The following is a 14,829-nucleotide window of genomic DNA, read 5'->3' as shown; positions in this document are numbered from 1 at the left end:
ACTTTTAGCAATATAGAATTGGTTTGATACTCAAATAAGGATTATTTCAACAAAGAAAGTACACCGCTTTTGTGTATTCTATCTAAATTATTTACGGAGGATTTTAGAGAGTAACTTAATTGATAGAGATAAGTACCTGTTTCCATAGAGTTCCCTTGGAGATCTTGCCCGTTCCAAACGTTGGATTTATTAGCGTTTTGATAAACTAATTTTCCCCATCGGTCGTAAATCTGAAAACTCAGCGTGGCAAGTTCACAGCCCGAAATGATGGTCCAGAGGTCATTTATTTGATCTTCATTTGGGGTAAAACTATTTGGAATAAAAATTTCGCAATCACAGGTAGACTGAAGGTCAATTGTCTTAATGATATTTCTATTACAAGTTTTGATATGAAGTTCATAGATTCCTGAATCATTGATTACTCGGTGTTTGTCTTTACTAAAATTATCCTGCCACTCGTATTTAGCATTTATTAAATGATCTGAATAGGTGTAAAATTCATGACAATAGAGAAAACTTGTTTCCTTCATAGAATCCTCAGGAATAGTAGTGGCACAAATGACTCCTTCTTCTAGACTAGAGGGTTCAAAGACAACATTAACAGGTAAGGCTTCTTTTAAAAGAACTTCTTTTTTTATATCTAAAGGAAGATCTGTTGTAGATAAATCTTCAATAGGATCTTCTAGATTGAGTAAATCTAAAGGTAATTGACACTGTTCGTTTTCAATATTTCTTGCATGATAGATATATGATTGATTGTTATAACTTGCTGAGAAAACCATGTCAGTAGTTTGGGTATAATGTCTATTGAATCCATGAAAACCAAGCATTTGATAAGGCATATCTAAGGTGAAATTTCTTAGAATAGTTCCCTCTTTATTAAATTCTATGAATTGAGGATATTGATTGCCATTAACGGTTTGATAAGTTTGTAAAATTACCGAGCCGTTTTTACTTTTTTTGAGGAGCGGATAAGTAGTAGATGGAATTTTAGGAGAAGTCCAAAGAATTTTACCTTCAGAATTTACTTGAGAAATACTACAATAGCCTAATTTAAAGGTGGTAAAATAACTAAAACCCTGATGGTAAACTGTTGGATAGAATGAAGAACTGATCATAAATGTTTTTAATTCTTTTGCCCAAGAAAGATTACCATCTATGTCGGTTTCTAAAATTGTTTTACCAGAATGAATGAAAACTTTATCATCAATGGTTTTGCTTACCTCTAAGCCTGTATAACTATCATATAGCTGAAAACCATCAAGGTAATTTCCATCTAAAGAAAATTTAAGAAGAGAAATAAAATTATTACCGGCTGCTGGTCCTGTTTTGCAAAATACGACGAGTTTATTATCAATAAGTTCTGCATTATAAGCATACCTAAAAGCTTCTTGATTAAATAAATACAACTTAGAATCTAGAACAGCACCATCTGTATCAAGATGAACCCAGTTGAGATGATAACTTGTTTGAGGATTTGGGGAAATAAGAAAAATATGAAAACTATGATCATTTGGATCCTCAATGATATCAACAATTTGCGTAGGATAGGAGTTAATTTGATACTCATTAGACCACAGAATTCCATGACAATCATCAAATTTTGTAATTCTTACAGATTCTTTAAAATCATCAGAATTATTGGCTCTAGCAATTCCCAAAACATAATCCCCATTTTGTAAATGCATAAGATAAGGATAACTAGTGTTATTTTGAGTTTGATAAGATTGTATCCCACTAATTTGGGTAAAGGAATCATTGGCTAAAAAAAATAAAAACAAGAGAATAAAAACACGCATAACAAGGCATTGTACTAAATAAAGCATGAAGTTAAGCAAAAATCATTCCCTAAAGCCACTCTTAATATCATATTTCAAGTGAATTAATTATGAAAAGAACATCAGGATGCTTATATTTGTATATTATCCCAAGGATTTATGAGTAGAATCGAAGAGCAATTTTTGGAATTATTGAAGCGAACAGAACGATTTTCAGAGCGTTATCAACAAATGCAAAGAAAACTAAAAATGCTGGAAGCAGAAAATGAAATGCTAAAGAAAGAGCTTGGAAATCAGATTGATGATCTGGAGATAATGAGCGATAAATATGAAAAACTTCGTGTTGCCAAAAGCTTTGATGAATTGGGCGAAAACCCAGTAAAAGTTCGAGCTAAAGTAAACGAACTTATTCGTGGAATCGATAAATGCATTGAGCGACTTAATAAATAGGTATTTTGTCTAGTAAACAACAACTAAAAATACAAATTGATATTGCAGGAAGGGCTTATCCTTTGAGCATTGAGCGAGATAAAGAAGAGGTGGTGAGAAAAGCCGCGCTCTTTATCAATAAACAACTCAAAGTATATCAATCTAAGTATCATATAAAAGATATACAAGATCCTTTAGCTATGATTTGCGTAAGATTAGCAACAGAGTTGGAAAGTTTTAAAGACACTGTGACTATTAATGAAAAGCAGCTTGTGCAATATGTGGAAGATATGAACCTTTTTTTGGATAAAGCCGAAGAAGACTAAATATACCGCACCATATCTATCAAGTATTTAAACTCAACACTTATTTACTTATAGTTGATCTCTGAATGCCGAGAGCAGGCCTCAAGCCAATGCAGAATTGGTACTTCCTCTTTGGAAGGCAAAGTGGAAACTTGACGCAGATGGTGATACTAATTCCTAACTTTTAGGAGTTTAAAACTTCAATTGTGGTGCGGTTTTTTAAAACAACAACAAGAATGAATCCAGTAATAATAGGAATTTTGGGAGGTGTCGGAGGTCTAGGATTAGGCTATATGATTGCTACCAATGTGATCCGAAAAAGTATAGAGAAAAGAAGCGAAAATCTTATAAAGGAAGCCGAAAAAGAAGGAAAAAGAATCCTCAAAGAAAAAGAATTGGCAGCCAAAGAAAAATTTTTATCGCTTAAATCAAATCACGATAAAGCAGTAAGCCAAAAAAATAGAAAACTTTCGGATATAGAGAAAAAACTCAAAGATCGAGAGAAGAAAATCCAGAAATCTATTGATGATAATAAACGTAGATTTAAGGAAAATGAAAATCTGAAGGAAAAACTGGAACGTAATCAGTCTAAGCTTGATCAGAAAATGAATGAAGTGAATAGCATGCACAAAAAACAAGTGCAAGCTCTAGAAACTATTTCAGGATTGAGTGCTGATGATGCCAAACAACAGTTGGTAGAGTCTATTAAAGGTGAAGCCAAAACGGCTGCTCTTGCTTACAAACAAGAGATAATGGAAGAGGCACAAATTGAAGCCAATAAGGAGGCAAGAAAAATTGTGGTTCAAACGATTCAAAGAGTCGCAGCCGAGCAAACGATCGAAAACGCTGTTTCTGTATTCAATATTGCTTCGGATGATATTAAAGGTAGAATTATTGGTAGAGAAGGAAGAAATATCCGAGCTTTGGAAGCCGCTACAGGAGTGGAGATTATTGTAGATGACACACCTGAAGCGATTATCCTTTCTTGTTTTGATCCTGTAAGACGTGAGATTGCACGTATGTCTCTCCATAAACTGGTTACCGACGGAAGAATTCACCCAGCAAGGATAGAAGAAGTCGTTTCAAAAACTAAAAAGCAAATAGAGGAAGAAATTGTAGAGATCGGAAAAAGAACCGCTATTGATTTAGGGATTCACGGACTTCATCCAGGTCTTATTCGTATGGTAGGGCGTATGAAATACCGTTCTTCTTATGGACAAAACCTACTTCAACACTCTAGAGAAGTAGCGAATATGTGTGCGATAATGGCTTCTGAGCTAAAACTCAACCCAAAAATTGCCAAAAGAGCAGGACTTCTTCATGATATTGGAAAAGTAGCTGATGAACATCCAGAACTTCCTCACGCAATTTCGGGAATGGAAATCGCTAAGAAATTTGGTGAAAAACCTGTAGTACTCAATGCAATTGGGGCACACCACGACGAAATAGAAATGACTTCGATGATTTCGCCAATTGTTCAAATTTGTGATGCCATTTCTGGTGCCAGACCAGGAGCCAGAAGAGAAATTGTAGAATCTTATATCAAGCGTATTAATGATCTAGAATCTATTGCTACAGATATGCCTGGGGTATTAAAATCTTATGCAATCCAAGCAGGTAGGGAACTAAGAGTAATTGTAGAAAGTGAAAAAATTTCCGATGAAAAAGCCTCAGAACTATCATTAGAAATTTCTCAAAAAATACAAACAGAAATGACTTATCCAGGTCAGGTAAAGGTTACTGTAATTAGAGAAACAAGGTCTGTGAACTACGCTAAGTAAAAAGGCAAATCCTTATAAAGTTGAAACCATCTAAAAATTTTATTTTTAGATGGTTTTTTTGTGTTCACGAAACCCCGAACCTTATCCCACAAAAAAACTACTCAATTTGCATTGAGTAGCTTTTGATATTTCAGATAAAAGTTTATAGATTATTTCTTATCGTTTCTTCTATCATTTCTTTTGTTTCTATCACCTTGAGGGCGTGGTTTTCTTTCTCTTTCCACGTATCCTTCTGGTTTTTCTAGAAGTGCTTTAGCCGAAAGTTTGAGTTTTTTCGTTTTTGCATCTATTGCAAGAAGTTTTACTCTTACATCGTCACCTTCATTATAAACACCTTCCATAGACTTCAAACGTTCCCAAGTAATTTCTGAGATATGAAGAAGTCCCTGTGTTCCTGGTGCAATTTCTACAAATGCTCCATAGTCTTGGATAGAAACTACTTTGGCATCAAAGATATCTCCTACATTAGGTTCAAAAGTAATGGCTTCGATCTTCGCAATTGCAGCTTTCATTCCTTCTGGGTTGGTACCCAAAATTTCAATTTTTCCGAAATCACCATCTTCTGTAATCGTAATGGTTGTATCGGTTTTTGCTTGAAGTTCTTGAATCACTTTTCCTCCAGGTCCGATAACAGCACCAATAAAGTCTTTTTTGATGGTCATATTCTCCATTTGTGGAGCATGATCTTTTACGTTATCTCTAGAAGCATCAATGGTGTCTGTAAGTTTACCAAGGATATGCAATCTTCCTTCTTTAGACTGGTTTAGGGCATTACTCAAAATTTCGTAAGTCAAACCTTGGATTTTTATGTCCATTTGACAAGCGGTAATTCCTTTATCCGTTCCAGTTACTTTAAAGTCCATATCTCCTAAGAAATCTTCGTCTCCAAGGATATCTGAAAGTACGGCATATTTTCCTGTGTCAGGATCGGTAATTAATCCCATGGCTATTCCTGATACGGGAGCCTTCATTGGAACTCCAGCATCCATAAGTGCCATTGTACCCGAACAAACGGTAGCCATTGAAGAAGAACCATTAGATTCTAATACTTCAGAAACTACACGAACGGTATATTTACAATCATCCGTAATCATATCTTTCAAAGCTCTTTGAGCTAGGTTTCCATGTCCAATTTCTCTTCTTGAAGTACCACGAATTGGTCTTGCTTCTCCTGTTGAGAATGGTGGGAAATTATAGTGTAAATAGAATTTTTCTTTTCCTACTAAAGAAACATCATCTACGATATTGTCATCCAAAGAAGTTCCTAAAGTTACAGTAGAAAGTGCTTGAGTTTCCCCTCTGGTAAATAGTCCAGAACCATGAGTAGATGGTAATAAATCTACTTCACAAGCTATTGGACGAATGTCTGTTGTAGATCTTCCGTCAAGGCGAATTCCTTCGTCAAGAACTAAGTTTCTAACAGCGTCTTTTTGGATTTTATAGAAGTAGGATTTGTATAATCCTCCGTTTTCTTCTTTTTCTTCTTCAGAAAGACCTTCAAGAATTTCGTCTAAGATTAAGGCAAAGGCAGCACTTCTTTCGTGTTTAGCCGTTCCTTTTTTAGCAATATCATAAAGCTTTTGGTAAGCTTCTTCTTTTACTTTATTATAGATTTCTTCATTGATCTCTACAACGGCTACTTCTCTTTTAGGATAAGCAGATTCCACTTCTTCTGCAAGAGCTAGCTGTAGGTCACATTGAGCTTTAATAGCTTCATGAGCGAAAGCAATTGCCTCGATCATTTCATCTTCAGAAACTTCTTTCATTTCACCTTCTACCATCACTACGCTTTCTTTTGAAGCACCCACCATAAGGTCGATATCACAATTTTCAAGGTCTTCTAGTGAAGGGTTTATAACAAATTCACCATTGAGTCTTCCTACTCTTACTTCAGAAATAGGACCGCTAAATGGAATATCCGAAACTGCCAAACAAGCCGAAGCTGCCAATCCTGCAAATGCATCAGGCATTACTTCTGGGTCATGACTCATAAGTTGAATCATGATTTGCGTTTCGTGGTGATAATTTTTTGGAAAAAGAGGTCTAAGAACTCTATCTACCAAACGCATCGTAAGGATTTCGTTTGTAGAAGGTCTTGCTTCTCTTTTAAAGAAACCTCCTGGGAATCTACCATCAGCGGCAAATTTCTCACGGTAATCTACGGTTAAAGGTAGGAAGTCGATTCCTTCTTTTGGGCTGTGATTGGAAACTACTGTAGCCAACATTCTCATTTTACCCATAGATACCATTACAGATCCATGAGCTTGGCGTGCTAGTTTTCCTGTTTCGATTTTGATCTCTCTTCCATCTGGAAGTGTAAGTGTTTTTTCTTTTACGTTCATCATCTTTTCATCTTTTTTTAGTCATCTACTCTCCAGAGAGAGATCTTTGAGAGTGGAATATTAAATTGATACAAATAAAAAAAGGCAATTACGAAAACTGCCTTTTTATCTTACCTTAAACTATCGTCTTAGTCCAAGTTCTTTTACAATATTACGGTATCTTTCGATATCCTTTTTCTTTAAGTAGTCTAGTAAACTTCTTCTTTTACCTACTAAAAGGATTAGCGAACGTTGCGTGTTGTAATCTTTTCTGTTCTGCTTCAAATGCTCTGTAAGGTGAGAGATTCTGAATGAGAACAATGCAATTTGTCCTTCTGCTGATCCTGTGTTTTTTGAGTCTTTACCGTATTTTTCGAAGATTTCGGCTTTCTTTTCTTTTGTTAAATACATAGCAAAATTGTTTTTCAATGTTTGTAATGCGACGATTAAATCTGTGCAAATGTATAACTTTTACTCGAATAAAATGTCTATTTTTTTTGATTATATTCTATTCGTTCAATTTTCTAAAATTGAAATATAGAATGATGTAAGTAGTGTACTATAAATGCTAATTTCTTTTTTTTCTGTGATTGATAAATCGAAGATCAGGATCTTTAATTACTTGGTAGTGAACTAACATATTTATTACTAATTCTGAATTCTCGTGTTCTGTTATATAACCCCAGGCAAGTATGGAGCATTCTCCGGGGAAATAAACAAATTTTTCAGTTGTTTTTTGAAGTGTTTTTAAAGCTGTTTTTTCACATTGATTACTTCCCTCAGTGACATGTCCAAAATCTTTTCTTTCAAATGAATATGCGTTATATATAAGCCCAATATAAACAATAAATTGGAGTAATCTTTTTTTTGTTTTTATTAGTTGATATCCTAAGTAGCTATTAAGTAGTAGGATGGTTAAAAAAATGGGTGCAAAAGTATCTCTTCGTAATATCAGAGGACGATAGGGTCTATAACCACCATATGGGAGTAGAAAGATATAACAAACGACTAAAGAGAATAGTAGAATAGGGAATAAATTTTTTCTTGCTTTTGATCCAAATTTGTAGAATAGAAGTGTCAGAAATAAAGTCCATATCAACAAATTTTGCATTTCTCTTTTGCCAAATAGCATTTTGTGTATTCCTTTCGTCAAAAGTTCAAATTTTTCTGATAAAGGTTTGGGTTCACTCCAAATATTTTCAGAATTATAGGTGCCTAATAGAATAGAATACCCAGCGAATAAAAGACTAGTTATAAGAAAAAATATCAGAAATGAATTCTTTTTACAAAACACAATGATTTTTTCTTTTTTTACGATCAATTTGATCAAGTAATAAAATAGTATTACACCTGAAATGATTAATATTAAGGGGCTATTTAATGGGGTACTCAGTGTGGTTAATATTCCCCAAAGGAAAACAAAAAGGTATAACAGTTTCTGATATTTAATGTTTTTATTGTAAATCAGAATAAAAGTGATAGGGAGGTAATAAATCAGTAAAAAAATGAACCCTGTTGTATAATTAAAAGCATAGGTTGAAGCATAATCAATTAAGCCATAATGATGATAATATTTTCCGTGTAAGACAAATGAGATGAAGAACGCATATAAAAAAACATTAAAAAAATTGAATATCATAAATTTCCCAGTCGTTATCACTGACAGAAGATAGATAATGAGGCTAATAGATAATATTTTTAGAATGGCAATTGAGAGATAAATAGAGTCGATAGGGCTGAACCATTTTTGGAGAAAAAGTGGCATGCCTAATGCATATTCTCTAAAAATATAGTGTGCAAAATAACGATTTGTAGCTGGGTATTCCTCCCCATTAAAGATTGCAGGAAAACCAAAAGGGTGATCCAATATTTTTTTATAACTGTCTCGTGGATGTGTTACATAAACAAAATCGCCATCTAATGGAACATGAGTATGTGCTTCAAAATTTAACCATAAATTATGCCCGAAATATCCCAACAAAAGGATTGTGATAACCCAAATTGTAATAGATTTGGTGGTGTTTTTTTGGAGCATTTTTAAGACTTTTTTCGAAGTGATATTTGCAATTAGCACAGGAAAGATACGCAATACAGATGAATGTAGTAATCTGATATAAATTTAGATGGTGTAGAATAACTTACGCGCTTTTTTTAAACCGTTCTATAGCTTTGAAATATAGAACTGTATACTCTTTTCAATCATTTTACTTTTTGAATAGTTCTTTACTACTGTTTCTCTAGCTTTTTGTCCAATTTCTTGGTGTTTTTGATAATCTTTCAAAAGTGAAATACAATCTTCTACAGAATCTACTAAAAAACCATTTTCTCCAGAAATGATTACTTCTTTGAAAGATGGGATATCCCAACCAATACAAATATTTTTATAAATCATGGCTTCCAAAAGGGCAATACTAAAGTTCTCTAAGCGGGAGGGAAAAAGTACTACTTGGCTTTTTTGAAGTTCTGTTTCTAGTTGATCATGATTGATATACCCTAAAAAGTTGATATTCTTTTTGGCTTCTGTGCTTATTTTTTCTTCTATAAAGTTTTTGAATGCCGATTCTGGTTTTCCCGCAAGTGTAAAATGTATGGGTAGATCTTTAGACTGTTCTATTATTTCTGCCAAACGGTCGCTTCCTTTAGCATGGGAAAAAGTTCCAAAATAGAAAACAGATAAGGAGTCTGTTTGGCTGCTTTTTTGATTTTCAGCGGGAATATCAACTCCATTGTGAATAATGGCTACTTGATCTTTTGGATAATCAAAATATTTGCAAAATTTTTCGGCACTAAAATGAGAAACAGAACAAACGGCATTTACTTTTTTAATCTGTTCTTGTTCAAAATACTCAAAAGCATCATTGTTTCTAAGTCCTACTTCATGCTTAAGCATTCTGTAAGATCCATGAGTTCTCATAACCAATGGAATTTCTACCTCAATAAAAGCTCCATCGCCTAGATAATCGTTTACTTCTATAATATCTACATGATTTTTTTCAACGAAATCTTTTACTTTTCTAGCCAAGAAATAGCGGTCTTTTGCATAAAAAGGAATAAGCCCTTTACTGTAATTGAATTTATGAAAAAGCCTTGCCAGTTGTTGGTAAAATCCACTAAACTGACTTTTGAAAAATTTGAGTTGGACACCATTCCAAGTTTCATCAAGGGCAATTTTATTATAACCTATAACTGTTACTTGGTGACCTTCAAAAACCAATCTTTGGGCATAATCTGCCAAGAAATTCCCTATTCCTCCAGCTCTTTCAAGTTGTGGGTGGGCAAATTCGTGAGAAACCAATAAAATATGCATGTTCTAGAACTTGTTGAGTGCGTTAATGATTTTTTCAACCTCAGAATCTTCTAAAACAGGACTAATGGGAATGGAGAGAATCTCTTCAGAGAGTTGTTCTGTAATAGGATATTTTTCTCCTTCAAAAAGGCTTTGATAGGATTTTTGCTGATGCACTGGAATAGGATAGTGAATCAAGCTTTGAATTCCGTTTTCTTGTAAATATTCTTGTAATTTTTGTCTTTCTTTACATCGAACAACAAATAGATGCCAAACGTGTTTTGACGGATCTGTTGGGATTTTTGGAAGTTCGATTTTTGGATTCGAAATTCCTTCCACAAATTTTTTGGCTATGGCTTGCCTTTTTTGATTGTCTTGATTGATTTTAGGCAATTTTACTCTAAGTACGGCAGCTTGTATTTCGTCCATTCGGTTGTTGAAGCCTTGATAATCATGACTATATTTTTTCTCTGAGCCATAGTTTGCGAGGCTTTTTCCTATTCTATAAAGCGCTTCGTCATTGGTTAAAATAGCCCCAGCATCACCCAAAGCTCCAAGGTTTTTCCCTGGGTAGAAGCTTACGGCCGCTGCATGCCCAATATTTCCAGATTTTTTTCCGTTGAGATTCGCTCCAATAGCTTGAGCATTATCTTCAATGTGGATGAGTTGATGTTTTTGAATGATTTGATCTAACTTTTCATTATAGGAGATTTGTCCATATAAATGAACATTCATAATTCCTTTGGTTTTTGAGCTTATTTTAGCTTCAATTTTTGATGAATCAATCAAATAGTCTTTCTCAGAAATATCTACTAAAACAGGTTTTAGTTTGGCATCAGATATCGCTAATACAGAAGCGATAAAAGTATTGGCAGGTACGAGTATTTCGTCACCTTCTTGAAAAATTCCTTTTTCTATATAAGCTCTTATGATAATTTTTAGTGCATCTAAACCATTGGAAGTTGCCAAAGCATATTTTACGCCATGAAATTCAGCAAATTCTCTTTCGAATGAAGCTACTTCATTTCCTAAAACATACCATCCTGAATCTAAAACCCTTTGGATGGCTTGGCTGATTTCTTTTTCTTGCCGGTCGTTTATTTTTTTAATGTCTAAAAATTTGATCATAATTTTTTATGCTTTGAGAGAGTAAGATAGTTATAAGTCTTTAAAATCTAAAAATTCCTGATAGTCTCGGATATAATCTTTTTCATCATATTTTAGTGAAGCCAAAACTAAACAGACAGAACCTGATGAGAAATTTTTGAGTTCTCTCCACATACCTGGTTCTATGAGTAAACCTTCATAGGGTCTGTTGAGGTAAACAGATTTCTGTTCTTTTCCGTCAAAAAGTACCACTTCAAAAGCTCCTGAGGCAGCCACAAGTAATTGTTGAAGTTCCTTGTGTCCGTGAGCACCTCTTTCTTCCCCGCCAGGGATGTCATAAAGGTAATAGATTCTTTCGATAGGGAAGGGGACTTCTTGATTCTCTTGGATAGAAGTAAGATTTCCTGCTGGATTATTCACCTTAGGTAAGGTGATTTTTTTACAATGGTGTATGGTGTTGGTTCTACCTTTCATTTTTGAATCTTAAATAGTCTTGTTTGTTTCTGATATAGTCAGAAGTGTCAAAAGCAGTACTTGCTAAGCAAACGACTAAAGAATTGGTAGAGAAATTTTCCATTCTTCTCCAGATTCCTTTGGGAATAAATAAGCCGTAATAAGATCGGTTTAGGTGGTATCGTTTCTCTTCATTTCCATCAAAAACTACCACATCTAAACTTCCTGAAAGAACAATGATAAATTCTAGTTGCTCCTTAAATGCATGTCCACCTCTTTCCTCACCACCGGGAACATCATAGATCCAATAAACCCTTTTTATTTCAAAGGGAATATGTTCCTTAGATTCCAAAAAAGATAGATTTCCTCTCGGATCTATCTTTTTTGGTAAATCAATTATTTTGGTATCTTGAACAGAAAACATTAAAGCTCTGTTAGTTTTCTAAGGTATTCACCGTAACCACTTTTCTTGTACTTTTCTGCAAGAACAAGTAATTGTTTTTCGTCAATAAATCCTTGACGGAAGGCTATTTCTTCAATACATCCAATTTTGAATCCTTGTCTTTCTTCAATAACTTGTACAAATTGACCTGCTTGCATTAAAGAAGGAAAAGTACCTGTATCAAGCCAAGCGGTTCCTCTGTCAAGAATTCCTACTTGTAGTTTTTTTCTTTTGAGATACTCAATGTTTACATCAGTAATTTCGTATTCACCTCTTGCAGAAGGTTTGATGTTTTTTGCAATTTCTACAACATCATTGTCATAGAAATACAAACCTGGGACTGCATAGTTTGATTTTGGATTTTCTGGTTTTTCCTCTAAAGAGAGGACTTTTCCAGCTTCATCAAATTCAACTACTCCATATCTTTCAGGATCATTTACTCGGTAAGCAAAAACACAAGCACCATCAAGGTTTACTTTTGATCTCAAAAGATTACCCATTCCCGATCCATAAAAAATATTATCACCTAGAACAAGAGCTGCTCCATCATCGCCAATAAATTCTTCCCCTAGTACAAAGGCTTGAGCAAGACCATTTGGCACTTCTTGAACTATATACTCAAATCTACATCCTAACTCAGAACCATCTCCCAAAAGTCTTTTAAAAGCTTCTTGATCATGTGGAGTAGTAATGATAAGAATTTCTCGAATTCCTGCTAACATTAAAATCGATAGCGGGTAATAGATCATTGGCTTATCATAAACTGGTAATAGCTGTTTACTTGCAGCTAAAGTAAGTGGGTGTAATCGAGTACCCGATCCTCCTGCTAATATAATTCCTTTCATAATATTCTAATGTTGGTATTGAGTTTTATAATAATCTTGATAAGATCCTGAGGTTACATTGTTTAACCATTCTTCATTATTGAGGTACCAGTCAATGGTAATTTCTAATCCTTCGGCAAACTGAAGAGATGGTTCCCAAGCTAGTTCGTTTTTCAACAAAGTAGCATCAATAGCATAGCGTTTGTCATGTCCTGGACGATCTTTTACATAAGTAATCAATCCTTCTGATGAACCAGAGGTTCTATCAAGTTTTTTGTCCATGATAGAACAAAGTAACTTTATCAAGTCAATATTAGTCCATTCGTTAAAACCACCAATATTGTATTCTTTTTTGTTTTCTGCTTTATGGAAAATGGTGTCAATAGCTCTTGCATGGTCTACCACGTATAACCAATCTCTGGTATATTTTCCATCTCCATAAACAGGAAGATTTTTATTGTTTTTGATATTGTGAATAAACAATGGAATCAATTTTTCCGGAAACTGATTTTGTCCGTAGTTATTGGAGCAATTTGAAATCACAAATGGCATTCCATATGTGTTACCATAAGCTCTTACAAAGTGATCAGAACTTGCTTTGGACGCTGAATAAGGCGATTGTGGGTCGTAAGGTGTGGTTTCTAAAAAGAATCCTGTTTCACCCAAAGAACCGAATACTTCATCTGTGGAAACGTGATAGAATCTTTTACCATCCCAATTTCCTGCCCAATGTTTTTTAGCAGCTTCAAGTAAGTTGACAGTTCCAATAACATTGGTTTTAACAAAAGCCAAGGGATCAGTGATTGATCTATCCACATGAGATTCTGCAGCCAAATGGATTACAGAATCGATATTTTTTTCTTCAAAAATTTTCATCATTAAAGCTCCATCATTGATATCTGCTTTAATAAAGTGATAATTAGGTTTATCCTCGATATCTTTAAGATTTTCGAGATTTCCGCAATAGGTTAATAGATCCAAATTATAAATATTGTAATTAGGGTATTTATTTACCATTAATCGTATAACGTGTGAGCCTATAAAACCAGCTCCACCTGTTACTAAGATATTTTTAGCCATTTTGTTTGATAAATTCTAAATTGTTTTTGAACCAGTTGTAAGTATTTGAAAGACCTTGAGCCATAGAAAAACCGGGATCATAGCCTATTAATTTTTTTGCTTTTGAGATATCTGCCAAGGAATCTCGGATATCACCAGCTCTATCTGGGCCATGAACTGCATCAAGAGTGTTTCCGTCGGCCTCTTGAATCATTTCCCATAATTGAAGCAGAGAAGTTCTTTCTCCAAAGGCAATATTACATACCTCATGTGTTTTAACATTTTGTGCATTCAAGAGTGCTTTGATATTTGCTTGTACTGCATTATCAACAAAAGTAAAGTCTCTTGTTTGCCCGCCATCACCGTTGATTGTTGGAGCTCTCTTTTCGATCATTGCATCCATAAACAAGGGTATTACGGCAGCATAAGCACCATTTGAATCTTGTTTGGGTCCAAAGACATTAAAATATCTTAAACCCACTGTGGCAAAGCCATAGACATTAGCGTATACATCGCCATACAGTTCGTTTACATATTTAGTAACGGCATAAGGAGAAAGTGGTTTACCAATTTTGTCTTCCACTTTAGGAAGTGATTTGGAATCGCCGTAAGTAGAAGAACTCGCAGCATAAACCATTTTGATAATCCCTTCGTTTTTAGCCGCTTCTAGGACGTTTAGAAATCCAGAGACATTTACCTCATTGGAAGTAATCGGATCATTGATAGATCTAGGTACAGAACCTAGGGCTGCTTGGTGAGAGACAAAATCAATTCCTTTTACAGCTTTTTGACAAGTTGAGTAGTCTCTGATGTCACCTTGAATGAATTCGAAATTTGGATATTTTTCAAATTCTTCAATATTCTTGTAGTAACCATTTGAGAGGTTATCTAAAACTCGCACTTTTTTAGCTCCAAACTGTAGCAGGTATTCCACGAGATTAGACCCTATGAAACCTGCACCACCTGTTATCAAAAATGAGTGATTATTCAAATCAACTCCATGATATTTTTGAAATTTGTTTCTCATTGTTTAAGAAAACATTA

The 14,829-nt window shown here is 34.4% G+C and carries 14 protein-coding genes; 3 read left to right on the top strand and 11 right to left on the bottom strand.

Annotated elements, in window-relative coordinates; genetic code table 11:
- Positions 1 to 41: 41 nt before the first annotated feature.
- Positions 42 to 1,799, bottom strand: a complete 1,758-nt coding sequence (locus N4A45_10020; GenBank protein MCT4665557.1) for a gliding motility-associated C-terminal domain-containing protein — start codon at positions 1,797 to 1,799, stop codon at positions 42 to 44.
- A gap of 138 nt (positions 1,800 to 1,937) precedes the next feature.
- On the opposite strand from N4A45_10020, the gene N4A45_10015 reads away from it, so the two are divergent.
- From N4A45_10015 to rny, 3 genes are all read left to right on the top strand, one after another.
- Positions 1,938 to 2,228: a hypothetical protein gene (locus N4A45_10015; protein MCT4665556.1), complete on the top strand. Its 291-nt coding sequence runs from the start codon at positions 1,938 to 1,940 to the stop codon at positions 2,226 to 2,228.
- A gap of 5 nt (positions 2,229 to 2,233) precedes the next feature.
- Entirely contained in the window at positions 2,234 to 2,533 is a 300-nt protein-coding gene (locus tag N4A45_10010) for a cell division protein ZapA (GenBank protein ID MCT4665555.1), read from the top strand.
- Between the two features lie 215 nt (positions 2,534 to 2,748).
- Positions 2,749 to 4,293, top strand: a complete 1,545-nt coding sequence (gene rny / locus N4A45_10005) for a ribonuclease Y (protein MCT4665554.1) — start codon at positions 2,749 to 2,751, stop codon at positions 4,291 to 4,293.
- A 149-nt stretch (positions 4,294 to 4,442) separates the two neighbouring features.
- Here the strand turns inward: rny and N4A45_10000 are convergent, their stop codons facing one another.
- From N4A45_10000 to N4A45_09955, 10 genes are all read right to left on the bottom strand, one after another.
- Entirely contained in the window at positions 4,443 to 6,638 is a 2,196-nt protein-coding gene (locus N4A45_10000) for a polyribonucleotide nucleotidyltransferase (GenBank protein ID MCT4665553.1), read from the bottom strand.
- A 117-nt stretch (positions 6,639 to 6,755) separates the two neighbouring features.
- Positions 6,756 to 7,025: a 30S ribosomal protein S15 gene (gene rpsO, locus N4A45_09995; protein MCT4665552.1), complete on the bottom strand. Its 270-nt coding sequence runs from the start codon at positions 7,023 to 7,025 to the stop codon at positions 6,756 to 6,758.
- 157 nt (positions 7,026 to 7,182) lie between these two features.
- Positions 7,183 to 8,649: a hypothetical protein gene (locus N4A45_09990; protein MCT4665551.1), complete on the bottom strand. Its 1,467-nt coding sequence runs from the start codon at positions 8,647 to 8,649 to the stop codon at positions 7,183 to 7,185.
- Between the two features lie 126 nt (positions 8,650 to 8,775).
- Positions 8,776 to 9,921: a glycosyltransferase family 4 protein gene (locus N4A45_09985; protein MCT4665550.1), complete on the bottom strand. Its 1,146-nt coding sequence runs from the start codon at positions 9,919 to 9,921 to the stop codon at positions 8,776 to 8,778.
- Positions 9,922 to 9,924: 3 nt separating this feature from the next.
- Positions 9,925 to 11,028 (bottom strand): DegT/DnrJ/EryC1/StrS family aminotransferase, encoded by a 1,104-nt coding sequence (locus N4A45_09980; protein MCT4665549.1) that lies wholly within the window; start codon positions 11,026 to 11,028, stop codon positions 9,925 to 9,927.
- A 30-nt stretch (positions 11,029 to 11,058) separates the two neighbouring features.
- Positions 11,059 to 11,481, bottom strand: a complete 423-nt coding sequence (locus tag N4A45_09975) for an FdtA/QdtA family cupin domain-containing protein (GenBank protein ID MCT4665548.1) — start codon at positions 11,479 to 11,481, stop codon at positions 11,059 to 11,061.
- On the bottom strand, positions 11,471 to 11,884 hold the full coding sequence (locus tag N4A45_09970) for an FdtA/QdtA family cupin domain-containing protein (GenBank protein MCT4665547.1): 414 nt from the start codon (positions 11,882 to 11,884) through the stop codon (positions 11,471 to 11,473). The genes N4A45_09975 and N4A45_09970 overlap by 11 nt, the downstream gene beginning before the upstream one ends.
- A complete protein-coding gene (gene rfbA, locus N4A45_09965; protein MCT4665546.1) occupies positions 11,884 to 12,747 on the bottom strand; it encodes a glucose-1-phosphate thymidylyltransferase RfbA in 864 nt (287 codons plus the stop codon). Before rfbA ends, N4A45_09970 begins: the two co-directional genes overlap by 1 nt.
- 6 nt (positions 12,748 to 12,753) lie before the next feature.
- Positions 12,754 to 13,806 carry a dTDP-glucose 4,6-dehydratase gene (rfbB, locus tag N4A45_09960; protein MCT4665545.1) on the bottom strand — a complete coding sequence of 351 codons (1,053 nt, stop codon included), beginning with the start codon at positions 13,804 to 13,806 and terminating at the stop codon, positions 12,754 to 12,756.
- Positions 13,799 to 14,812 (bottom strand): SDR family oxidoreductase, encoded by a 1,014-nt coding sequence (locus N4A45_09955; protein MCT4665544.1) that lies wholly within the window; start codon positions 14,810 to 14,812, stop codon positions 13,799 to 13,801. The genes rfbB and N4A45_09955 overlap by 8 nt, the downstream gene beginning before the upstream one ends.
- Positions 14,813 to 14,829 lie beyond the last annotated feature (17 nt).

The organism is Flavobacteriales bacterium, assembly GCA_025210805.1.
In the GTDB taxonomy this organism is placed as follows: domain Bacteria; phylum Bacteroidota; class Bacteroidia; order Flavobacteriales; family CAJXXR01; genus JAOAQX01.
This window is presented reverse-complemented; position numbering and strand designations above follow the sequence as displayed.